This window comes from Enterobacter sp. WPR_3_1, assembly GCF_003635055.1.
In the GTDB taxonomy this organism is placed as follows: domain Bacteria; phylum Pseudomonadota; class Gammaproteobacteria; order Enterobacterales; family Enterobacteriaceae; genus Enterobacter; species Enterobacter ludwigii.
Map to the genome: position 1 here is coordinate 258,324 of NZ_RBXU01000011.1, position 22,656 is coordinate 280,979.

The window sequence follows — 22,656 nt, forward strand, 5'->3', positions numbered from 1 at the left end:
GTCGTGAAGCAGCGGAGTGTAGCAGGTTTTGTGACGTGGCGCATAAAATATCCCGCGGCGCTGCGTTGACGAAAGATTTCCCGCCGTGTGGTTACTGGACAAAAAGGGCAACCGGGCATAATGTTAATCAATCGATTGATTAATTTTTAAAACCGCCATGAATACGACCCCAACGACATCGAAAGGTGAACAGGCCAAAAATCAGCTTATTGCCGCCGCGCTGGCGCAGTTTGGCGAATATGGTCTGCATGCCACCACGCGGGACATCGCGGCGCAGGCCGGGCAAAACATTGCGGCCATTACCTACTATTTTGGCTCAAAAGAGGATTTGTACCTCGCCTGTGCCCAGTGGATCGCCGACTTTATCGGTAACCATTTTCGGCCACACGTTGAAGAGGCCAGCGGGCTATTGAGCCAGCCGTCACCGGATCGCGCCGCCATCAGGCAGCTGATTATCAGCGCCTGCGACAATATGATTCGCCTGCTGACCCACGACGAGACGCTGAGCCTGAGTAAGTTCATCTCCCGTGAGCAGCTCTCCCCTACGGCGGCTTACCAGCGAGTGCACGATCAGGTGATTGCCCCGATGCATACGCACCTGACCCGGCTGATCGCGGCCTATACCGGACGAGACGCCGACGATACCGAGACTATTTTGCATACCCACGCCCTGCTGGGTGAAATTCTCGCCTTCCGTCTTGGGCGCGAAACGATCCTGTTACGCACCGGCTGGACACAATTTGATGAGGATAAAGCCGCGCAGATTAGCCAGGTCATCACCTGTCATCTCGATCTGATCCTGCAAGGCTTAACGCAAAGGAGCCTGAAGTCATGAAAAAACCTGTCGCCATCATTCTGGTGGTCGTTGTTCTGCTTGCCGCAGGTATCGGCGGCTGGCTGTGGTATCAAAGTCACCAGGACAGAGGCCTGACGCTGTACGGTAACGTCGATATTCGCACCGTGAATATGAGTTTCCGCGTCGGGGGGCGCCTGGCCTCCCTCACCGTTGATGAAGGCGATACCATCAAAACCGGTCAGATGCTGGGGATGCTCGACAAGGCCCCGTACGAGAACGCGCTGATGCAGGCGAAAGCAGGCGTTTCCGTGGCGCAGGCGCAATATGATCTGATGCTGGCCGGCTACCGTGACGAAGAGATTGCTCAGGCCGCCGCCGCGGTCAAACAGGCGCAGGCCGCCTATGACTACGCACAAAACTTCTATGCCCGTCAGCAGGGGCTGTGGAAAAGCCGCACCATTTCTGCCAACGACCTGGAAAACGCCCGCTCCTCCCGCGACCAGGCCCAGGCGACGCTGAAATCCGCCCAGGATAAATTAAGCCAGTACCACACCGGTAATCGCCCGCAGGACATCGCGCAGGCAAAAGCCAGCCTGGAACAGGCGCAGGCGCAGCTGGCGCAGGCGGAACTGGATCTGCACGACACCACGCTCATTGCCCCGTCTGACGGCACGCTGATGACCCGCGCCGTGGAGCCGGGCAGCATGTTAAGCGCGGGGAGCACCGTCCTGACGCTTTCTCTGACGCGTCCGGTATGGGTGCGCGCCTACATTGATGAACCTAATCTCGGCCAGATGCAGCCGGGACGCGAGCTGCTGCTCTACACCGACGGTCGGCCGGATAAACCGTATCATGGCAAAGTTGGCTTTGTGTCACCGACGGCTGAATTCACACCCAAAACGGTTGAAACGCCGGATCTGCGTACCGACCTGGTTTATCGCCTGCGCATCATCGTGACCGATGCCGACGACGCGCTGCGTCAGGGCATGCCTGTCACCGTAAAAGTCAGCGACGGGGAACGACATGAATGACGCGGTTATTCAGCTCAACAATCTGGTCAAACGCTTCGCGGGAATGGAAAAACCTGCCGTCGCCCCGCTGAACTGTACCATTCAGAAAGGCTATGTGACCGGGCTGGTTGGCCCGGACGGCGCAGGCAAAACGACACTGATGCGGATGCTGGCGGGTTTGTTAAAGCCCGATGAAGGAACCGCCAGCGTGCTCGGACTCGACCCGATTAAAGACGATGGCGCGCTCCATGCCATGCTGGGCTATATGCCGCAGAAGTTTGGTCTGTATGAAGACCTGACGGTGATGGAAAACCTCAATCTGTATGCTGACCTGCGCAGCGTCACTGGCGAAGCCCGTCAGAAGACCTTTGCCCGTTTGCTGGAATTTACCTCGCTTGGCCCCTTCACCGACCGGCTGGCGGGCAAGCTCTCCGGCGGGATGAAACAGAAGCTGGGGCTGGCCTGTACGCTGGTGGGCGAGCCGAAGGTTCTCTTGCTCGATGAACCTGGCGTGGGCGTCGACCCGATTTCGCGCCGCGAGCTGTGGCAGATGGTGCATGAGTTAGCCGGCGATGGGATGCTGATCCTCTGGAGCACCTCGTACCTTGATGAAGCGGAACAGTGCCGTGACGTTCTGCTGATGAACGAAGGTGAACTGCTTTATCAGGGAGAGCCGACCACGCTGACGCAGAGCATGGCTGGACGCAGCTTCCTGCTGCACAGCGCCCAGGCCTCCAACCGTCAGCTGCTGCAGCGGGTGCTAAAGCTGCCTCAGGTCAGCGACGGAATGATTCAGGGCCGTTCTGTGCGCGTGATCCTCACGAAAGAGGCGACCGCGGACGATATACGCCGTGCACCGGGTATGCCTGAAATTGAGATGGAGGAGACCGCGCCACGCTTTGAAGATGCGTTTATCGATCTGCTCGGCGGCGCAGGGACATCAGAATCCCCCCTCGCCGCGATCCTGCACACGGTTGAAGGCACGCCGGGTGAAACGGTGATTGAAGCCAAATCCCTCACCAAAAAGTTTGGGGATTTCGCCGCCACCGATAACGTCAATTTCGCGGTGAAACGCGGTGAGATTTTTGGCCTGCTCGGGCCAAACGGCGCCGGGAAATCGACCACTTTTAAGATGATGTGCGGCCTGCTGGTACCGACCTCGGGGAAAGCGCTGGTGCTCGACATGGACCTGAAGGTCAGCTCCGGCAAGGCGCGTCAGCATCTGGGCTATATGGCGCAAAAATTCTCGCTGTATGGCAACCTGACGGTCGAGCAGAACCTGCGCTTTTTCTCCGGCGTGTACGGCCTGCGGGGCCGCGCGCAGAACGAGAAAATCCACCGCATGAGCGAGGCCTTTGGCCTGACGGGCATTGCTTCCCATGCCACCGACGAACTGCCGCTCGGTTTCAAGCAGCGGCTGGCGCTGGCCTGCTCATTAATGCATGAGCCCGATATCCTGTTTCTCGATGAGCCGACCTCCGGCGTTGACCCCCTCACCCGCCGCGAGTTCTGGCTGCATATTAACAGCATGGTGGAGAAAGGGGTCACGGTCATGGTAACCACCCACTTTATGGATGAGGCGGAATACTGCGACCGCATCGGGCTGGTGTATCGCGGCAAGCTGATTGCCCACGGTACGCCGGACGACCTGAAAGAACAGGCCGCCGATGACGAGGTGCCGGACCCGACCATGGAACAGGCGTTTATTACCCTCATCCACGACTGGGATAAGGAGAATGCCCATGCGCAATAACGCCATTTCGTGGCGCAGGGTGCGTGCGTTGTGTATCAAAGAGACGCGCCAGATCGTGCGTGACCCCAGCAGCTGGCTGATCGCTGTGGTGATCCCCCTGCTGCTGCTCTTTATCTTTGGCTACGGGATCAACCTCGACTCCAGCAAACTGCGGGTCGGGATTTTGCTGGAGCAGCAGAGCGAAGAGGCGCTTGATTTCACCCACACCATGACCGGCTCCCCTTACATCGACGCCACCATCAGCGACAACCGGCAGGCGCTAATCCAGATGATGCAGGCCGGGAAGATACGCGGGCTGGTGGTGATCCCGGTGGATTTTGCCGCCAACATGGCGCGCACCGATGCCAGTGCGCCGGTGCAGGTGATCACCGACGGCAGCGAGCCAAACACCGCGAACTTTGTACAAGGCTATGTGGAGGGCATCTGGCAGCTGTGGCAAATGCAGCGTGCCGAAGATCGCGGGGAAACCTTCGAACCGCTGATCGACGTGCAGACGCGCTACTGGTTTAACCCTGCGGCCATTAGCCAGCATTTTATTATCCCGGGTGCAGTGACCATCATCATGACGGTTATTGGCGCCATTTTGACCTCGCTGGTGATTGCCCGCGAGTGGGAACGCGGCACCATGGAGGCGCTGCTGTCTACCGAGGTCACACGGGTTGAACTGCTGCTCTGTAAGCTTATTCCCTACTACTTCCTCGGCATGCTGGCGATGCTGCTCTGCATGCTGGTCTCGGTGTTTATCCTCGGCGTGCCGTACCGCGGATCGCTGGAGGTGCTCTTCTTTATCACCAGTCTGTTTTTACTGAGCACCCTCGGGATGGGGCTGCTTATCTCCACCATCACCCGTAACCAGTTCAACGCCGCGCAGGTGGCCCTGAACGCCGCCTTTTTACCGTCGATTATGCTGTCCGGGTTTATTTTCCAGATAGACAGCATGCCCGCCGTGATCCGTGCCGTGACCTACATTATTCCGGCGCGCTACTTCGTGAGTACGCTGCAAAGCCTGTTCCTGGCGGGGAATATTCCGGTGGTGTTGATCATCAACACGCTGTTTTTGCTGGCATCGGCAACTATGTTTATTGGGCTGACGTGGATAAAGACCAAACGGCGTCTGGATTAAGGAGCGAACATGTTTCACCGTTTATGGACATTGATACGCAAAGAGCTGCAGTCGCTGCTGCGCGAGCCGCAGACGCGCGCCATTCTGGTATTACCGGTGTTGCTTCAGGTGTTGCTCTTCCCGTTTGCCGCCACGCTGGAGGTGACTAACGCCACCATTGCTATCTACAACGAAGATAATGGCAAACATTCCGTCGAATTGACGCAGCGTTTCGCCCGGGCGAAGGCTTTTACCCACATCCTGCTGCTGAAAAGCCCGCAGGAGATCCAGCCCACCATCGATACGCAAAAAGCGTTATTGCTGGTGCGTTTTCCGGCCGATTTTTCCCGCAACCTGGATACCTTCCAGACGGCACCAATGCAGTTAATCCTCGACGGGCGCAACTCCAACAGCGCCCAGATTGCAGCCAACTATCTTCAGCAGGTGGTGAAAGATTACCAACAGGAGTTGATGGACGGGAAACCGAAACCTAACAACAGCGAGCTGGTGGTGCGCAACTGGTATAACCCGAATCTGGATTACAAATGGTTCGTGGTGCCATCGCTGATTGCCATGATCACCACCATCGGAGTGATGATCGTAACGTCGCTCTCCGTCGCCCGTGAGCGCGAACAGGGGACGCTCGATCAGCTGCTGGTTTCCCCGCTCGCAACATGGCAAATTTTCGTCGGCAAAGCGGTTCCGGCGCTGATTGTCGCGACCTTCCAGGCCACCATCGTGCTGGGCGTGGGAATATGGGCCTACCAGATCCCGTTCGCCGGTTCGCTGGCGCTGTTCTACTTCACCATGGTGATTTACGGGCTGTCGCTGGTCGGGTTTGGACTGCTGATTTCCGCGCTCTGCTCTACCCAGCAGCAGGCATTTATTGGCGTGTTCGTCTTTATGATGCCGGCGATTTTGCTTTCGGGCTACGTCTCACCCGTCGAGAACATGCCGGTATGGTTACAGGATTTGACGTGGATAAACCCAATTCGGCACTTCACGGATATCACCAAGCAGATCTATCTGAAGGATGCGAGTCTGGACATTGTCTGGGGAAGTTTGTGGCCGCTACTGATCATAGCGGCCACGACGGGTTCAGTGGCGTACGTGATGTTTAGACGAAACATCGCGTAGCTTTTTCTCTTTGGTCAGTAACGAGACCACGGCAGGCCCTGCGAGGATTGCCAGACCGGCCAGGGCCAGCAGCAGGTTGTTTTGCAGCACACGCGACAGCAACCAAAGCACAATCATCGCCGCACCAAAGTACCAGGTGGTGGTGAGCTCTTCGAGCACATCACCCACCTCACGCCAGCGTGCTTCGTGGTGGCGCTGTAAAAACAGCATCGACAGTACGGTGACGCCATAGAGGACACATAGCCCTAAGCCGACCCGCACCAGCGTGCCGCTCATCCAGCCCATCACCAGTACGGCCACGACCAGTAAATGCAACATTATCTGCCAGCAACTCAGGCCAGTTGCGACACGAACGCGTTGTTGCCACTTCATGGCTTCTCTCCTGAAGGATTTTTCTCTGCTTAATCAGACTACCGCACTTTACGGAAAATTCCGTAACACCGCATCTTTTTGTGACGCCTACTACACTTTATTTTCATCGGGATAGTCACCCTGGAAGGAACGTATGACCAAAAAAATGCAGCATTTCTCGCTTAAAGTGCTGACGATAAACATTCATAAAGGCTTCACAGCATTTAACCGCCGCTTCATTTTACCGGAGCTGCGCGACGCGGTACGCACCGTCAGCGCGGACATTGTCTGCCTTCAGGAAGTCATGGGCGCGCACGAAGTGCATCCGCTTCACTTTGAAAACTGGCCAGACACCCCGCACTACGAATTCCTGGCCGACACCATGTGGAGTGATTACGCCTACGGGCGCAACGCGGTGTACCCGGAAGGGCATCACGGTAATGCGGTGCTGTCACGTTTTCCCATTGAACATTACGAGAACCGCGACGTCTCTGTGGGTGAAAGTGAAAAACGCGGGCTGCTTTACTGCCGTATCGCCCCGCCGGACCTGGCGTTCCCGGTGCACGTGGGCTGTGTTCATCTGGGCCTGCGCGAAGCCCATCGCCAGGCACAGCTAAAAATGCTGGCTGAATGGACCAATGCCCTGCCCGAAGGTGAACCCGTGGTCGTGGCCGGTGATTTCAACGACTGGCGGCAGCGGGCTAACCATCCGTTGAAGGTTGATGCGGGACTTGAGGAGATTTTCACCCGTGCAAACGGCAGGCCTGCACGCACCTTTCCGGTACGGTTCCCGTTTTTGCGACTCGACAGAATCTACGTAAAAAACGCCCACGCCAGCAGCCCGACGGCACTGGCGTTACTTAACTGGCGACATCTTTCCGACCATGCGCCGCTCAGCGCGGAGATCCACTTATGAAATGTTCATGGCAGGAAGGCAACCGGATCACGCTGCTGGTCAACGGGGATGAATATTACCCCGCGGTGTTTGACGCGATTGACCACGCAAAGCAGAAAGTGATCCTTGAAACGTTTATCTGGTTCGAAGACGACGTCGGTAAGCAGTTGCACAGCGTGCTGCTGCGTGCTGCCCTGCGTGGCGTCAAAATCGAAGTGCTGCTGGATGGCTATGGCTCACCGGACCTCAGTGATGCGTTCGTCAATGAGCTCACCTCAGCAGGCGTCGTGTTCCGCTACTACGATCCTGGCCCTCGCCTTTTCGGCATGCGTACCAATCTTTTCCGCCGGATGCACCGCAAAATTGTGGTGGTGGATGAGACGGTAGCGTTTGTTGGCGGCATTAACTACTCCGCTGAACATATGTCCGATTACGGCCCGGAAGCCAAGCAGGATTACGCGATTCGCATTGAAGGACCGGTGGTGCAGGATATCCTGCTCTTTGAGCTGGAAAACCTGCCCGGTAAAGAGGCTGCCCGCCGCTGGTGGCAGCGCCGCCATCATCGTCCGGAAGAGAACCGTCACCCCGGTGAAGCGCAGGCGCTGTTTGTCTGGCGGGATAATGGTGAGCACCGGGACGACATTGAGCGGCATTACCTGAAGATGCTGGCGAATGCGAAGCGCGAAGTGATTATCGCCAACGCTTACTTTTTCCCGGGCTATCGCCTGCTGCATGCCATGCGCAATGCGGCCCGACGCGGCGTGCGCGTGAAGCTCATCGTTCAGGGCGAGCCGGACATGCAGATTGTCAAAATCGGTGCCCGGTTGCTGTACAACTATCTGGTGAAAGGTGGCGTACAAATTTACGAATATCGCCGCCGGCCGCTGCACGGCAAAGTAGCCCTGATGGACGATCACTGGGCCACCGTGGGCTCCAGCAATCTCGACCCGCTGAGTTTGTCACTGAATCTTGAAGCTAACCTGATCATCCACGATCGCCAGTTCAACCAGACTCTCAGGGATAACCTGCAGGCGTTGATCGTGAACGACTGCGTGCGCGTGGACGAATCCATGGTGCCCAAACGCACCTGGTGGAATCTGGGCATTAGCGTGGTGGTGTTCCACTTTCTGCGTCATTTCCCGGCGATGGTGGGCTGGCTGCCGGCGCACACGCCAAAACTTGCGCTGGTGGATCCGCCTGTCCAGCCCGAAATGGAAACCCAGGACCGCGTTGAAGCGGAAGATGGAGGGAAAACCTGATGTCGAAATCACATCCACGCTGGCGGCTGGCTAAAAAGATCCTCACCTGGCTGTTTTTCATCGCCGTCGCGGTTCTGCTGGTGGTTTACGCCCAGAAAGTTGACTGGGAAGAGGTGTGGAAAGTTATCCGCAACTACAACCGGCTGGTGCTGCTGGGCGCGGTGGGGCTGGTGATTGTAAGCTACCTCATGTACGGCTGCTATGACCTGCTGGGCCGCGCCTACTGCGGCCATAAGCTCGCGAAGCGCCAGGTCATGCTGGTGTCGTTTATCTGCTACGCCTTTAACCTGACATTGAGTACCTGGGTGGGCGGGATCGGCATGCGCTATCGCCTTTACTCGCGCCTCGGCCTGCCGGGCGGGACCATTACGCGCATTTTTTCCCTCAGCATCACCACCAACTGGCTGGGTTACATTCTGCTCGGCGGGGTGATTTTCACCATCGGCGTGGTGCAATTGCCTGCGCACTGGTACATCGATGAAACCACGCTGCGGATTTTAGGCTTTGCATTACTGCTCATCATTGCGCTCTATCTTTGGGCCTGCGCCTTTGCCAAACGCCGACACATGACCATCAAGGGACAAAAACTGGTACTGCCTTCGTGGAAATTCGCGGTCCTGCAGATGGCCGTGTCCAGCGCCAACTGGATGGCGATGGGGGCGATTATCTGGATGCTCATTGGTGAAGATGTGAATTACTTCTTTGTGCTGGGTGTGCTGCTGGTCAGCAGCATTGCCGGTGTGATCGTGCATATTCCGGCGGGGATTGGGGTGCTGGAGGCGGTATTTATCGCCCTGCTCGCCGGAGAGCATGTTTCACAGGGTACGATTATTGCCGCCCTGCTGGCCTACCGTATGCTCTATTACTTCCTGCCGCTGGCGCTGGCAACGGTATGTTATCTGGTGCTGGAGAGTCGGGCGAAGAAACTGCGGGCGAAGAATGAGAAAGCGTTAGCGAAGTGAGGTCTGGCGGGGGAACTTACCCGACCTGCGCAACGCAGGTCGGGTAAGGGAAATACCCTTAACGACGGTTGCCTAAAATACGCAGCAACATCAGGAACAGGTTGATGAAGTCCAGATACAGCGTCAGGGCGCCCAGAATCGCGTATTTGCGCAGGTTTGAGCTGTCGCGTACGTCAATCTGTTCGCCAATATTTTTCAGCTTCTGAGTGTCGTAGGCCGTCAAACCGACGAAGATCACCACCCCGATATAGGTCACCGCCCACATCAGCGCTTCACTCTTCAGCCACAGGTTTACCAGCGACGCCAGCACAATCCCAATCAGCCCCATAAACAGCATGCTGCCGAAACCGCTCAGGTCACGCTTCGTGGTGTAGCCGTAGAGGCTCATCGCACCAAACATCCCGCCAGCGACCACAAACGTGCTGGCGATGGAGGAATAGGTATACACGATGAAGATGCTGGAGAGCGTCAGCCCCGTCAGTGCCGAATAGAGCATAAACAGCGTGGTCGCCATTCCGGCGCTCAGCTTCTGCACCAGGCCGGAGAGAACAAAGACCAGCGCCAGTTGCGCGATGATCAGCCCAAAGAAGGTGATTTTGCTTGAGAAGATAAACATCATCAGCTCAGGCGTGTTGGCTGCATACCATGCGATAAAGGCGGTCAGCAGTAAACCGACCGTCATCCAGCCATAAACTTGAGCCATATACGTCTGCAGCCCGGTACGGGTCTGCTGTACTATTGAATCGGAACGCGGAAATCGGTCCATGATTCACTCCTGATTAAGTAGACACACACGTTAAGACTAACACATCCACGCAAACCGACTACCAACGACTGGCGGCTTCTTTGTCGCTGTCACGCGACTCAACCCACCTGTCGCCTTCTGGCGTCGCTTCACGTTTCCAGAATGGCGCTTTGGTTTTGAGGTAATCCATAATGAACTCCCCTGCGGCAAACGCGCTACTACGATGGGCACTGGTCACGCCGACAAAAACGATTTCCTCGCCAGGCCACATTTCACCAATACGGTGGATAACCGTCACTCGCCCGAGCGGCCAGCGGCCACGCGCCTGTTCAACGATCTCCGCGAGGGATTTCTCCGTCATGCCCGGGTAGTGTTCCAGCGTCAGCGCCTTTACGCTGTCGCCGAGATTATGGTTACGCACTTTACCGGTGAAGGTGACAACCGCACCGTCTTCGTCACGCTCTGCCAGCCAGTCATATTCTGTACCAACGCTGAAACGATCATGACCTACCAGAATTCGGGTTTCAGCCATCTTAGCCCCCTGTCACCGGCGGGAAGAAGGCCACTTCATCCCCGGCCGTCAGCGGATGGGTCAGCTCCACCAGCGTCTGGTTAACCGCGGCCAGCAGCTTACCTTCATCCAGCGCCAGCGCCCAGCGGTCGCTTTGCGCGGCAAGATGCGCACGCAGGTCGGCAACGGTGTCAAACGGGGCATCAAGCGTCAGGCTGTCGGTGCCCACCAGCTCGCGGACCTGAGCAAAAAAGAGCACCTTAATCATGGCTGTCCACCTTAAAATCACCGGATTTACCACCGCTTTTCGCCAGTAAACGAACCGGGCCAATCACCATATCTTTCTGCACCGCTTTGCACATGTCATAGATAGTTAACGCGGCGACAGAGGCCGCCGTCAGGGCTTCCATCTCAACCCCGGTTTTCCCGGTTAAGCGGCAGAGCGACTCGATGCGCACGCGGTTGTGCTCCGGCTGCGCCTGCAGGTTGACTTCCACCTTGCTCAGCATCAGCGGGTGGCAGAGCGGAATTAAGTCCCAGGTGCGTTTCGCAGCCTGGATCCCGGCGATGCGGGCGGTGGCAAAGACGTCGCCTTTGTGATGGCTGCCGTCAATAATCATCGCCAGGGTCTCTGGCAACATGGTCACGAAGGCTTCAGCACGCGCTTCACGCACCGTTTCGGCTTTGGCGGAGACATCCACCATATGTGCTTCGCCAGCGGCGTTAATGTGGGTCAGTTGCGACATAACTTATTTCTTTAAATGGGGATGGAAATTACACGGACGAGTACGGGCATCCAGCTGCGGCGCAATAATATTTTCCCACGCGGTGCGACACGCTTTTGTCGAGCCGGGCATGGCAAAAATCAACGTGCCGTTCGCCACACCGGCCACCGCACGCGACTGCAGCGTGGAGGTGCCAATCTCTTCAAACGAGAGCATGCGGAACACTTCACCAAAGCCTTCCACTTCCCGGTCAAACAGCGGGACGAGCGCCTCGGGAGCCTGGTCGCCTGTGGTAAAGCCGGTGCCACCGGTGATCAACACCACCTGCACCTCATCGCTGGCAATCCACTGAGAGACCCGGGCACGAATGGCATAACGGTTCTCTTTCACGATCGCCTTATCAACAATACTGTGCCCGGCATCATGTGCCGCATCGCGCAGCCAGTGGCCGGAGGTGTCATCCTCTTCACCGCGGCGGTCGGAAACGGTAAGAATAGCAATGCGTGTCGGGATAAATTCCGCGCTAACCTGACTCATCTTCTGGTTCCTTCTTAAGCCTGATTACCCGCCAATGTAGGACAGGTTCTGAGTAATGCCGGTGTTGCCCTGATGCAGGAAGTGGGTCTGTTTTTTGTGCGTCAGAGCTTCAGAAATCCGCGCTTCAAGCGCGGCCTGTTGGGCGTCGTCCGCCAGCAGATCGCGAAGGTCGACACCGCCATCCCCGAACAGGCACAGATGCAGCTTACCAACGGAGGAGACGCGAAGACGGTTACAGCTGGCACAGAAGTCTTTCTCATACGGCATGATAAGCCCGATTTCCCCTTCGTAATCCGGGTGACAAAAGACCTGCGCCGGGCCGTCGCTGCGCTGACGGATCTGGTGGATCCAGCCGCGTTTCAGCAGCTCATCACGCAACACCATCCCGGAGATGTGATGCCGACGGAACAGCTCACTGCCCTCGCCGGTTTCCATCAGCTCGATAAAACGCAACTGGATGGGGCGGGATTTGATCCACGCCAGGAAGGTATCAAGCTGGTGATGGTTGACGTCACGCATCAGCACCGTATTGACTTTGACCTTCTGGAACCCGGCACTGAACGCCGCGTCAATTCCATCCATCACCTGACGGAATTTATCCTGGCCGGTAATGGCATGAAACTGGCGGGCATCAAGGCTGTCCACGCTGACGTTGATGGCGGTTAAGCCCGCGTCGCGCCAGGCCGCAACGTCGCGAGCCATACGGTACCCGTTGGTGGTGACCGCAATCTGACGGATACGATCGTTCTCACGCACCGCAGCAATGATATCGGGGAAATCACGACGCAGAGAGGGTTCCCCTCCGGTCAGGCGGACCTTTTCCGTGCCGAGCTCAGAGAATGCGCGCGTGACGCGGCGCACTTCGTCCACGGAGAGAAAGCCGTTATTGGTGACGCTGCCCGGTTTGTAGCCATCGGGCAGACAGTAGGTGCAACGGAAGTTGCACACATCGGTAATCGACAGACGTAAGTAAAAAAACTTACGCGCGAATGCATCAGTAAGTTGTGAAGCCATGTACACCTTTCCAGAGACGGGAGGCACAGTCATTTCTTTCTGTACCCTGGTGGCATATTCGCCACGGCCAGGACGCCATATCTTTCGACACAGGCGCCAGGGCTCGAGTGTATGTTTTCAAATTTGAAAACGTGGTTATGGCGATAGTAGCGCGGAAATCTTCCCTTCGCCATTATCACTTAACGCTATATAACTATATACATAACGACATAATCGTGTATTTTCGCTACAGAATACCTAAAAACAGCATATTCACATTGATATACGTCATTTTGCACCGGGTGAGGCATCGTCTTTTAGGGGTAGTTAGGGTAGTGTTACGCAGATCGAACGTGATAAGGAATGTGTATGCGCAATCGCACTTTTGCGGATCTTGACCGTGTTGTCGCTCTTGGCGGAGGCCATGGTCTGGGGCGAGTGATGTCTTCTCTGTCTTCACTTGGCTCAAGGCTGACAGGGATAGTGACAACCACGGATAATGGCGGCTCCACCGGGCGTATTCGACGCGCGGAAGGGGGTATCGCCTGGGGCGATATGCGTAATTGTCTGAACCAGTTAATTACCGAGCCGAGCGTCGCTTCGGCGATGTTTGAGTACCGTTTTGGCGGTAACGGCGAACTTTCCGGGCATAACCTTGGAAATTTGATGCTTAAAGCGTTGGATCACCTGTCAGTGCGCCCGCTGGAAGCCATCAATTTGATCCGAAACCTGCTCAAGGTTGACGCGTTCCTGATCCCAATGTCCGAACAACCGGTCGATTTAATGGCAATCGATGCGGAAGGGCACGAGGTTTATGGCGAAGTGAACATCGACCAGCTTACCGTGCCGCCAAAAGAGCTGATGACCTACCCAAGCGTGCCCGCCACGCGTGAAGCCATTGAGGCCATCGGCGAAGCGGATTTGATTTTGATTGGGCCGGGCAGTTTTTACACCAGCCTGATGCCCATTTTACTGGTCAAAGAGCTGGCACAGGCCCTGCGCAGAACGCCCGCCCCCATGGTTTACATCGGCAATTTAGGCCGTGAGCTGAGCCCGGCGGCGGCCAGCCTGTCGCTGGCGGACAAACTGAATCTGATGGAGCAGTACGTCGGGAAGAAAATCATCGATGGCGTAGTGGTCGGCCCGAAAGTTGATGTATCAGGGATTGGCGATCGCGTGGTGGTGCAGGAGCCGCTGGAAGCAAGCGATATCAAATATCGCCACGACCGTCACCTGCTGCGTGAAGCGCTGGAGAAAGCGATTCAGGACCTGGGATAGAGATTATGCCTTCACCCGACCACTCTCCCACGGGAGAGAGCAACCACTAAAAAAATGACAGCCTGCGGCTGTCATTTTGCTTTTACCTAGGAGGCGGCGATAAACAGATCGCGCAGCTGATGCAGCTGGTCGCGGATTTGCGCGGCCTCTTCGAATTCGAGGTTCTGCGCATGCCGCATCATCTGTCCTTCCAGTTCGTGGATTTTCTGCTGCAGCGCTTTTGGCGTCAGCTCGACGGTATCCGGCTCAACCACTGAACGCGCTTTCCCGCGCCCTTTCGCTTTGGTCTTCGCAATGTTCTGACCCAGCGCCAGAATATCCACCACTTTCTTGTTCAGGCCCTGCGGCGTAATGCCGTGCTCTTCGTTGTAACGCTGCTGTTTCTCACGACGACGCTCCGTTTCGCCAATTGCTTTCGCCATTGACGGGGTAATTTTATCGCCGTAAAGGATCGCTTTACCGTTAACGTTACGCGCGGCACGGCCAATGGTCTGGATCAGAGAGCGTTCAGAACGCAGGAAACCCTCTTTGTCGGCATCCAGAATCGCCACCAGCGAGACTTCTGGCATATCCAGGCCTTCTCGCAGCAGGTTGATACCCACCAGCACGTCAAACTCGCCCAGACGCAGGTCGCGGATGATCTCCATACGCTCGACGGTATCGATATCCGAGTGCAGATAACGCACCCGCTCACCGTGCTCCTCAAGATACTCGGTGAGATCTTCCGCCATACGCTTGGTCAACGTCGTTACCAGCACGCGCTCATTGATGGCCGCGCGGATACGGATTTCTGACAGCAGATCGTCAACCTGAGTGGCGACTGGACGCACCTCGATAATCGGATCCAGCAGCCCGGTCGGACGCACCACCTGGTCAACCACCTCATCGCCCGATTTTTCGAGCTCGTAGTTGCCCGGCGTAGCCGAGACGTAGATGGTTTGCGGTGCCAGCGCCTCAAATTCTTCAAACTTCATGGGACGGTTATCCAGCGCCGATGGCAGACGGAAACCATACTCCACCAGCGTCTCTTTACGCGCCCGGTCACCGCGATACATCCCGCCAATTTGCGGGATAGTCACGTGAGATTCGTCGATCACCAGCAGACCGTCTGCCGGCAGATAATCAAACAGCGTCGGCGGTGGCTCGCCCGGACCACGCCCGGAGAGGAAACGTGAGTAGTTTTCGATACCGGAGCAGTAGCCCAGCTCGTTCATCATCTCCAGGTCAAACTGGGTGCGCTGGCTCAGGCGTTGCTCTTCCAGCAGCTTATTATTCGCCAGAAGCACCTTACGGCGGTCTGCCAGCTCAACTTTGATCTCTTCCATCGCCTGCACGATACGCTCGCGTGGCGTCACGTAGTGCGTTTTCGGGTAGATGGTATAGCGCTGAACGACCGACTCGACGTGGCCGGTCAGCGGGTCAAACAGCGACAGGCGTTCAACTTCTTCGTCAAACAGCTCAACGCGCAGGGCGACATCGTCCGACTCTGCCGGGAAGATATCAATCACCTCGCCGCGCACGCGGAAGGTACCGCGCTGGAACGCCTGATCGTTACGGGTGTACTGCAACTCTGTCAGACGGCGTAAAATAGCGCGCTGATCGATGATCATCCCCTGGGTCAGGTGCAGCATCATCTTGAGATAGAGATCCGGATCGCCCAGACCGTAGATAGCCGACACTGACGCCACCACCACCACATCGCGACGCTCAAGGAGCGCCTTCGTCGCCGACAGACGCATCTGCTCAATGTGTTCGTTCACCGAGGCATCTTTCTCAATGAAGGTGTCAGAGCTCGGGACATACGCTTCAGGTTGGTAGTAATCGTAGTAGGAGACAAAATATTCCACGGCGTTATCCGGGAAGAACTCTTTCATCTCACCGTAAAGCTGAGCGGCCAGGGTTTTGTTTGGGGCCAGCACCATCGTGGGGCGCTGCAGATCGGCGATAACGTTGGCAATGGTAAACGTTTTGCCCGAACCGGTTACCCCCAGCAGCGTCTGGTGCGCCAGCCCATCTTCCAGCCCCTCTTCGAGACGTCGGATCGCCTCAGGCTGATCGCCGGAAGGACGGAATGCAGAATTCAATTTGAACGGTTTACTCATGGGCGACAACCTGATGACGTTATAAGCGGCAGGTGAGTAATTTTACTCGTTGCTGCCAGGAATGCCAATAAAAAACACTGGATGAAAAACCAGTAGCATGTCAGGATATTTAGAGTACCGGCAGGGTGATTAGCGCGATAGCGGTCAAAATTTGGACCGTGACAACATAAAACACCAGTCAGGACGGGTTATCCCCAGAACTTTTTCTTTTTTAACATTTGTCAAGCCAGGTAATGATAGTTTTATGGCAACAGGTGACACTTTCATTACGGCAATTGCTTTTATCTAACCAATTAAATATTAAGCGATATTTTCTTAAGCCGCGTTTCGCACCAATTTGGTCGTAACCCGCGTCTTCTCTCGCTTATCGCGTGTTTTCTAACTCTAATGCACATGGTTATCCACAGGAATAGTGGATAACTGCTTCCAGCCCGTGCAGACCGCCGCTCAGCAAATTCCCGACTTTTCCCACGAAACGGCAGCAAAAATTTTTTATAGCTATTTTTTGCTGATAAACAGTTGTGTCATTCATAACCAACCGATGCGATCTTGCTCACATTTCCACCATTTTAACCCTGCACCACAACTCATCACGTCCGGCACCGCAGATGTGCAAAGGGGGTAATCACACACCGCTTATCCAGGACAAATTCCTAAAAAAGTCTCTTTTTTAATCAATTTAGGGTTTCTGGCAGGAGTTTTGCACATCCCACAATGAGCCTCATCCACACAGATTTTTAAGGAGAGAAAGATGTTGAGTCTGCGTGCAGTTAACCAGTTTTACGGAAGCCAACATACGCTATGGAACGTGGATTTAGATTTTCCCAAAGGCATGTGTACAGGCGTTGTTGGCCTGCCGGGGATGGGCAAAACGACCCTGATGAATTGCATCGCCGGGAAAGTGCCTGTCGACAGCGGCACCATCATCTGGCACGAAGCCGGTGCACCGCCGCGAGATTTGCTTAGCCAGACGCCAGAACCCTTCGCTGGCCCGGGAATAGGCTATGTCCCGCAGGACAGGCGGATTTTCTCCCAGCTAACCATTGATGAAAATCTGCATATCGCCATGCGGGCGACAGGGAAACCTGACCCTGAAGCGAAAAGTGACGTTTACGACCTCTTTCCGGAACTCTATGCGCTGCGACAAACCCGGGCCAACACGCTTTCGCCAGACGACCAGTATCAGCTGGCGCTGGCCAATGCGCTGGTCATCCGTCCGCGGATGCTGATTCTGGATGAACCGATGCATGGCGCGGGCCACAGCTTCGCCCAGAAGCTGAGCCAGCTGCTGGTGCGGTTAAACCGGGAACTGGGAATGACGGTGTTGTTAGCTGAGCAGCAACTGTCGTTTATCCGCCGGGTCGCGGAGCGCTTTTGCATGCTGTATCGCGGGCGTAACGTGGCCCAGGGCCACGTTAACGAGCTGGACGACGAGCTTATCGCCCACTGGATGTCGCTGGAGGCAAGACGCTGAGATCGAGGTAATGCCCGGTTTCAGCGCACCCGGCAGTGTCAGCCAGCCACGGGATCTCCCCAAGAAACGGCGCAGGAAGCACCCGCTTCAGCGTTGCCAGATACTCCTGATGTCGCCTGCCCGGCGCAACCACGTCGTTGGCTATCCAGCCGGCCAGGCGCAGCCCGGCCTGCTGAACGGCCTGGGCAGTCAGCATCGCATGGTTGATACAGCCGAGTTTGACCCCTACCACCAGGATTACCGGCAGTTGCTCGATTTGCACCCAGTCAGCAAAGGTCTGGTCCGCCGAAAGTGGCGTAAACCAGCCACCGGCACCCTCCACCAGCACCCAGTCAGCCTGGCGTTCAAGGGCGCGTAACCCGGCAGAAAGCACGGCAAAATCAATCGGGCGACCTTCATCGGCGCTGATAATATGCGGCGAGGTGGGTTCGGCAAAGGTGTAAGGATTCACCGCTGAATAGGCAAGTTCAAGCGTGCTGTTACGCTGAAGCGCCAGCGCGTCGGTATTGCGTAACCCGTACGCCGTCATCTCGCTGCCGGAGGCGACAGGTTTATATCCGGCGGTGGTTTTTCCCTGCATGCGCGCCGCCTGCAGCAGCGCTGAGCTGGCAACCGTCTTGCCCACTTCGGTATCTGTTCCGGTGACAAAATAACGTTCAGTCACGTTCAATAATCCCATGAAAAAGTTGATATGAGAGCGGGAACTGCCCCCGCTGCTGCGGCCACGCCAGCTCCAGACGCTGCAACTGGCCGCGGGTAAGAGGCTTCTTTTCACGCCCCGCATGCAGATGGGTCGCGCCAATGCCCTTCAGGGAGCGCATGGCGCTGAAGGCATCGTCGAAATTCAGCGTAATGGTCTGCTCAGCACAGCGATAGCGCCATCCCGCCAGCGCGTGGATGACCTGCTCGTGCGACAAAAAACGGTTAGCGTGAGGTTGTTCATCCACCGCTTTCCACGCCTGATTGAGCTCCGGTAAAGAGCTTTCCAGCAGCGTGGTGAAGGCCACGCATCCACCCGGGCGCGCCACGCGATAAAGCTCGTTTAATGCCTGCGGGAGACTACTGCACCACTGTACCGCCAGATGGCTCCAGACCAGATCAAACCGCGCATCCGGCAGCGGAATGGACTCAATATCGGCAACCAGATAGTGGTGCGCGGCCTGCTGCTGACGGGCCTCCTCGAGCATATCGGGCGACAGATCGATAGCCGTCACCTCGCTGCCGGCCGCACGCCAGTGTCGGCTATTGGCACCCGGCCCACACCCGGCGTCCAGCACCAGAGGGAACCGGGTCTCGTTGAGTAAAGCAAGCAGACCCTGCGCGCTCTGACGCTGGAGTTCATCGTGCTGCGAATAGCTGCGCGCGGCCCGGCCAAATGCCGCCGCGATCGCCTGTTTATTCACGGGTGTCATGCAGCGCCTCCAGAAGTGCCTCGATATCCTCTGCTTCGTGCGCCGCCGTGAGCGTCAGACGCAGCCGGGCAGTGCCTGGCGGTACGGTTGGTGGACGAATAGCCGTCACCCATATCCCCCGCTCGCGAAGCGTCTGCGCCAGCGTGAGAGCCAGACCGTTTTCCCCCACCATCACCGGCTGGATTGCGCTCTGCGAATCGGTGCTCTGGAACGGGAGATGGCGTAACCCCTGGCGAAAACGACGGATATGTTCCGCCAGACGCGCCCGTCGTTCCGCACCTTCAGCGCTGCGGATCACCGCCAGTGATGCAGACAGCGCCACGGCCTGTGCGGGCGGCATACTGGTGCTGTAAATGAGATGACGGGCGAACTGCAGCAGATAGTCGGCGACAGACTCGCTGCACAACACGGCCGCCCCGCTCACGCCAAAACCTTTCCCGAAAGTCACCACCAGCAGTTCCGGCTTCACGTTTTGCTGATAGACGCTACCGCGCCCTTCCTCACCCATCACGCCAATACCATGCGCATCATCAACCAGCAGCCAGGCGTTTTGTCGCTGCGCCGTCTCATGCAGCGGACGCAGCGGTGCGCTGTCGCCGTCCATGCTGAACACCCCTTCTGTGACCACCAGCTGCTGTCCGGTGCAGGGCTTATCGAGCAGGCCAGCAAGCTGAGCCGCATCGTTATGGGCAAAGCGGCGGAGCTGCGCAGGGCTTAAACTTGCCGCTTCCAGCAGCGAGGCGTGACTTAAGCGGTCGGCAACAATGCGGTCGTCCTTGCCTATTAGCGCGGTGATGACCGCCTGGTTAGCGGCAAAACCTGAAATGAACAGCAACGCACGCGGATACCCCAGCCAGTCGGCAAGGGCCTCCTCCAGCGCCTGATGCGCCGTGGTGTAGCCGCTGACATGCCCCGAACCGCCGCTGCCGACGCCAAACCGCTCCGCCCCCTGCTGCCAGGCGCGGACGATTGCCGGGTGCTGGTTCAGCCCGAGATAATCATTGCTGGAGAAATTGCAAAACTGCCGGCCCTCGCGGGTGAGAAAACGGCCTGCGCCGTTTTCTACCACGTTGCGAACGCGAAAGGCATCTGCCGCCCGCCGTTCTTCGAGCGCGGAATGGATACGTGCCTGCCAGGTCATACGGTTGCCGCGTTGTAGAACTGGTCAGTATCGGCGTTGAAAATCTGCTGCTCCAGCTGCTGCTGTTGCTCGTTATCCCCCGTCAGGACGTCGGTCTGATGCGGGTTCAGCCCCAGCTTGCGGAACAACTGGACGTCTTTGTCCTCTTCCGGGTTCGGGGTGGTCAGCAGTTTGCAGCCGTAGAAGATGGAGTTGGCCCCGGCCATAAAGCACATCGCCTGCGTCTGTTCGCTCATCTGTTCACGACCCGCCGAGAGGCGCACGTAGGAGGTTGGCATCATGATTCGCGCCACCGCAATGGTGCGGATAAAATCAAATGCATCCACGTCTTCGTTATCCGCCAGTGGCGTACCTTTAACTTTCACCAGCATGTTGATCGGCACGCTTTCCGGCGGCGTGGGCAGGTTCGCCAGCTGCAGCAGAAGACCCGCACGGTCTTTCACCGTTTCGCCCAGTCCCACAATCCCGCCTGAACAGACTTTGATGCCGGCGTCACGCACTTTATCCAGCGTATCGAGACGCTCCTGATAGGTCCGCGTGGTGATGATATTGCCGTAAAATTCAGGGGAGGTGTCGAGGTTGTGGTTGTAGTAATCCAGCCCCGCTGCGGAAAGGCGTTGCGCCTGCTCTTCGTTCAGCGTGCCAAGGGTCATGCAGGCTTCCAGCCCCATCTCTTTCACCCCTTTCACCATCTGCTCCAGATACGGCATGTCGCGATCGTGCGGGTTTTTCCATGCCGCGCCCATACAGAATCGGGTTGAGCCTGCATTTTTCGCCTTACGGGCGGAGTCGAGCACCTGCTCCACTTCCATCAGTCGTTCAGATTCAAGCCCGGTTTTATAGCGCGCACTCTGCGGGCAGTATTTGCAATCTTCTGGGCATGCGCCGGTCTTGATCGACAGCAGCGTACTGACCTGCACATGGCGTGGATCGAAGTGCTGACGATGCACCTGTTGGGCTTCAAACATCAGCTCAAGGAAAGGTTTATTGAATAATTCAGTAACTTGCGACATCGTCCAGCGTGCGTGGTGAGCCATGGGGCTTCTCCAAAGGGTTTTGTTAATTTTCAGATCGGTTTATACTCGTAAACCTAAAACTTTTCAAAATGGTTTACAAGTCGATTATGACCCAGGACGATCTCGCCTTCGACAAGCAGCATATCTGGCACCCTTACACTTCCACTACCCGCCCCCTCCCCGTTTACCCGGTCGCCTCGGCTCACGGGTGCGAACTGACCCTGAGCAGCGGTGAGTCGCTTGTGGACGGCATGTCATCCTGGTGGGCGGCTATTCACGGGTATAACCACCCGCGTCTGAATGCGGCGATGAAAGCGCAGATTGACCAGATGTCGCACGTGATGTTTGGCGGTATCACCCATCAGCCTGCGGTTGACCTGTGCCGGCGTCTGGTCGCGATGACCCCGGCCCCGCTGGAGTGCGTTTTCCTTGCAGATTCCGGCTCTGTTGCCGTGGAAGTAGCGATGAAAATGGCGCTGCAGTACTGGCACGCCAGAGGTGAGACCCGCCAGCGGTTCCTCACCTTCCGCAACGGCTATCACGGCGACACGTTCGGCGCGATGTCGGTGTGCGATCCGGATAACTCCATGCACAGCCTGTGGAAGGGCTATCTGCCAGAGAACCTCTTTGCCCCGGCACCGCAAAGCCGTTTTGACGGGGAGTGGGATGAAATGGACATGGTCGGTTTTGCGCGGCTGATGGCTGCCCACCGCCATGAGATTGCCGCCGTTATTCTTGAGCCGGTTGTGCAGGGTGCAGGCGGGATGCGGATGTACCACCCGGCATGGCTGACGCGCATTCGTAAGATGTGCGATCGCGAGGGCATTCTGCTGATTGCCGATGAGATCGCCACCGGCTTTGGCCGCACCGGCAAGCTGTTCGCCTGCGAGCATGCGGGGATCGCACCGGATATTCTGTGTCTGGGTAAAGCGCTGACCGGCGGCACCATGACGTTGTCCGCCACGCTGACAACGCGCCACGTTGCCGACACCATCAGCGACGGCGACGCGGGCTGCTTTATGCACGGCCCAACGTTTATGGGCAACCCACTGGCCTGCGCGGTGGCGAGCGAAAGCCTGGCCATTCTCGAGAGCGGCGAGTGGCAAACGCAGGTCGCGACGATTGAAGCGCAGCTTCGCCAGGAGCTGAGCGCAGCGTCAGCGGCTGAATTCGTGGCGGATGTGCGCGTGCTGGGTGCCATCGGCGTGATTGAGACCACCCATCCGGTTAACATGGCGGCGCTGCAGCGTTTCTTCGTGGAACGGGGAGTGTGGGTGCGTCCTTTCGGCAAGCTTATCTATCTGATGCCGCCTTATGTTATCTCGCCGGCTCAGCTACGTCAGTTAACGGCTGCGGTAGTTGACGCCGTTAACATTCCCGCACATTTTGCGATTTAACCCTGAGCGTTAACGTCGGTATTCTGTTTATGCATTACACTTTTTGCATAATCGGGTACC

23 protein-coding genes and 1 riboswitch are annotated in these 22,656 nt (G+C 57.0%); of the genes, 11 read left to right on the plus strand and 12 right to left on the minus strand.

The genetic code is table 11. The features are described from left to right. Nucleotides 1–157: 157 nt before the first annotated feature. The 5 genes from cecR to BJ887_RS15285 are packed head-to-tail and all read left to right on the plus strand — an operon-like array spanning nucleotide 158 to nucleotide 5,798. Entirely contained in the window at nucleotides 158–835 is a 678-nt protein-coding gene (gene cecR, locus BJ887_RS15265; RefSeq protein ID WP_014169235.1) for a transcriptional regulator CecR, read from the plus strand. Next, entirely contained in the window at nucleotides 832–1,827 is a 996-nt protein-coding gene (gene hlyD, locus BJ887_RS15270; RefSeq protein ID WP_014169234.1) for a secretion protein HlyD, read from the plus strand. Before cecR ends, hlyD begins: the two co-directional genes overlap by 4 nt. After that, a complete protein-coding gene (locus BJ887_RS15275; protein WP_014169233.1) occupies nucleotides 1,820–3,559 on the plus strand; it encodes an ATP-binding cassette domain-containing protein in 1,740 nt (579 codons plus the stop codon). Before hlyD ends, BJ887_RS15275 begins: the two co-directional genes overlap by 8 nt. Continuing rightward, a complete protein-coding gene (locus BJ887_RS15280) occupies nucleotides 3,549–4,682 on the plus strand; it encodes an ABC transporter permease (RefSeq protein WP_121340075.1) in 1,134 nt (377 codons plus the stop codon). Before BJ887_RS15275 ends, BJ887_RS15280 begins: the two co-directional genes overlap by 11 nt. A gap of 9 nt (nucleotides 4,683–4,691) precedes the next feature. Then, the gene (locus BJ887_RS15285) at nucleotides 4,692–5,798 is read left to right on the plus strand and encodes an ABC transporter permease (RefSeq protein WP_014169231.1); all 1,107 of its coding nucleotides are present in this window, start codon (nucleotides 4,692–4,694) and stop codon (nucleotides 5,796–5,798) included. Here BJ887_RS15285 and BJ887_RS15290 read toward each other — a convergent pair. Beyond that, the gene (locus BJ887_RS15290; protein ID WP_014169230.1) at nucleotides 5,760–6,170 is read right to left on the minus strand and encodes a YbhQ family protein; all 411 of its coding nucleotides are present in this window, start codon (nucleotides 6,168–6,170) and stop codon (nucleotides 5,760–5,762) included. The genes BJ887_RS15285 and BJ887_RS15290 overlap by 39 nt on opposite strands. Nucleotides 6,171–6,303: 133 nt before the next feature. Here BJ887_RS15290 and BJ887_RS15295 point away from each other — a divergent pair, with 133 nt between their 5' ends. From BJ887_RS15295 to BJ887_RS15305, 3 genes are read left to right on the plus strand one after another with little or no spacing between them, the layout of a single operon-like run. Next, nucleotides 6,304–7,065 (plus strand): endonuclease/exonuclease/phosphatase family protein, encoded by a 762-nt coding sequence (locus tag BJ887_RS15295; protein ID WP_014169229.1) that lies wholly within the window; start codon nucleotides 6,304–6,306, stop codon nucleotides 7,063–7,065. After that, complete coding sequence (gene clsB / locus BJ887_RS15300; RefSeq protein WP_014169228.1) at nucleotides 7,062–8,303, plus strand: cardiolipin synthase ClsB; 1,242 nt, start codon at nucleotides 7,062–7,064, stop codon at nucleotides 8,301–8,303. The genes BJ887_RS15295 and clsB overlap by 4 nt, the downstream gene beginning before the upstream one ends. Beyond that, nucleotides 8,303–9,265, plus strand: coding sequence for a YbhN family protein (locus tag BJ887_RS15305; RefSeq protein WP_014169227.1), 963 nt, complete (start codon nucleotides 8,303–8,305; stop codon nucleotides 9,263–9,265). The genes clsB and BJ887_RS15305 overlap by 1 nt, the downstream gene beginning before the upstream one ends. 58 nt (nucleotides 9,266–9,323) lie before the next feature. Here BJ887_RS15305 and BJ887_RS15310 read toward each other — a convergent pair whose 3' ends face one another. The 6 genes from BJ887_RS15310 to moaA all read right to left on the minus strand — a co-directional run bounded on the left by BJ887_RS15310 (nucleotide 9,324) and on the right by moaA (nucleotide 12,797). Then, the gene (locus BJ887_RS15310) at nucleotides 9,324–10,031 is read right to left on the minus strand and encodes a Bax inhibitor-1/YccA family protein (RefSeq protein ID WP_014169226.1); all 708 of its coding nucleotides are present in this window, start codon (nucleotides 10,029–10,031) and stop codon (nucleotides 9,324–9,326) included. Between the two features lie 58 nt (nucleotides 10,032–10,089). Beyond that, nucleotides 10,090–10,542 (minus strand): molybdopterin synthase catalytic subunit MoaE, encoded by a 453-nt coding sequence (moaE, locus tag BJ887_RS15315; RefSeq protein ID WP_014169225.1) that lies wholly within the window; start codon nucleotides 10,540–10,542, stop codon nucleotides 10,090–10,092. Between the two features lies 1 nt (nucleotide 10,543). Continuing rightward, on the minus strand, nucleotides 10,544–10,789 hold the full coding sequence (gene moaD / locus BJ887_RS15320) for a molybdopterin synthase sulfur carrier subunit (protein ID WP_020884929.1): 246 nt from the start codon (nucleotides 10,787–10,789) through the stop codon (nucleotides 10,544–10,546). After that, nucleotides 10,782–11,267 carry a cyclic pyranopterin monophosphate synthase MoaC gene (gene moaC, locus BJ887_RS15325; protein ID WP_008501142.1) on the minus strand — a complete coding sequence of 162 codons (486 nt, stop codon included), beginning with the start codon at nucleotides 11,265–11,267 and terminating at the stop codon, nucleotides 10,782–10,784. Before moaC ends, moaD begins: the two co-directional genes overlap by 8 nt. A 3-nt stretch (nucleotides 11,268–11,270) precedes the next feature. Then, nucleotides 11,271–11,783, minus strand: a complete 513-nt coding sequence (gene moaB, locus BJ887_RS15330) for a molybdenum cofactor biosynthesis protein B (RefSeq protein WP_020884931.1) — start codon at nucleotides 11,781–11,783, stop codon at nucleotides 11,271–11,273. Between the two features lie 24 nt (nucleotides 11,784–11,807). Then, complete coding sequence (moaA, locus tag BJ887_RS15335) at nucleotides 11,808–12,797, minus strand: GTP 3',8-cyclase MoaA (RefSeq protein WP_063925241.1); 990 nt, start codon at nucleotides 12,795–12,797, stop codon at nucleotides 11,808–11,810. After that, nucleotides 12,785–12,919, minus strand: a riboswitch (molybdenum cofactor riboswitch). (Overlaps the previous gene by 13 nt.) 226 nt (nucleotides 12,920–13,145) lie before the next feature. On the opposite strand from moaA, the gene yvcK reads away from it, so the two are divergent. Continuing rightward, nucleotides 13,146–14,054, plus strand: a complete 909-nt coding sequence (gene yvcK, locus BJ887_RS15345) for a uridine diphosphate-N-acetylglucosamine-binding protein YvcK (RefSeq protein WP_020884933.1) — start codon at nucleotides 13,146–13,148, stop codon at nucleotides 14,052–14,054. A gap of 86 nt (nucleotides 14,055–14,140) precedes the next feature. Here yvcK and uvrB read toward each other — a convergent pair whose 3' ends face one another. Beyond that, the gene (uvrB, locus tag BJ887_RS15350) at nucleotides 14,141–16,156 is read right to left on the minus strand and encodes an excinuclease ABC subunit UvrB (protein WP_121340076.1); all 2,016 of its coding nucleotides are present in this window, start codon (nucleotides 16,154–16,156) and stop codon (nucleotides 14,141–14,143) included. A gap of 751 nt (nucleotides 16,157–16,907) precedes the next feature. On the opposite strand from uvrB, the gene BJ887_RS15360 reads away from it, so the two are divergent. Further along, nucleotides 16,908–17,630, plus strand: a complete 723-nt coding sequence (locus tag BJ887_RS15360; protein ID WP_014169219.1) for an ABC transporter ATP-binding protein — start codon at nucleotides 16,908–16,910, stop codon at nucleotides 17,628–17,630. Here BJ887_RS15360 and bioD read toward each other — a convergent pair. Genes bioD through bioB form a run of 4 tightly spaced genes read right to left on the minus strand, consistent with a single transcriptional unit; the run spans nucleotide 17,593 to nucleotide 21,220 of the window. Further along, on the minus strand, nucleotides 17,593–18,294 hold the full coding sequence (bioD, locus tag BJ887_RS15365) for a dethiobiotin synthase (RefSeq protein ID WP_121340077.1): 702 nt from the start codon (nucleotides 18,292–18,294) through the stop codon (nucleotides 17,593–17,595). The two genes, BJ887_RS15360 and bioD, sit on opposite strands and share 38 nt — an antisense overlap. Further along, a complete protein-coding gene (bioC, locus tag BJ887_RS15370; protein WP_121340078.1) occupies nucleotides 18,287–19,042 on the minus strand; it encodes a malonyl-ACP O-methyltransferase BioC in 756 nt (251 codons plus the stop codon). The genes bioD and bioC overlap by 8 nt, the downstream gene beginning before the upstream one ends. Next, nucleotides 19,026–20,183 (minus strand): 8-amino-7-oxononanoate synthase, encoded by a 1,158-nt coding sequence (bioF, locus tag BJ887_RS15375; protein ID WP_121340079.1) that lies wholly within the window; start codon nucleotides 20,181–20,183, stop codon nucleotides 19,026–19,028. Before bioF ends, bioC begins: the two co-directional genes overlap by 17 nt. Beyond that, complete coding sequence (gene bioB / locus BJ887_RS15380; protein WP_014169215.1) at nucleotides 20,180–21,220, minus strand: biotin synthase BioB; 1,041 nt, start codon at nucleotides 21,218–21,220, stop codon at nucleotides 20,180–20,182. Before bioB ends, bioF begins: the two co-directional genes overlap by 4 nt. A gap of 86 nt (nucleotides 21,221–21,306) precedes the next feature. On the opposite strand from bioB, the gene bioA reads away from it, so the two are divergent. After that, nucleotides 21,307–22,596, plus strand: coding sequence for an adenosylmethionine--8-amino-7-oxononanoate transaminase (bioA, locus tag BJ887_RS15385; protein WP_032677717.1), 1,290 nt, complete (start codon nucleotides 21,307–21,309; stop codon nucleotides 22,594–22,596). Nucleotides 22,597–22,656: the final 60 nt, after the last annotated feature.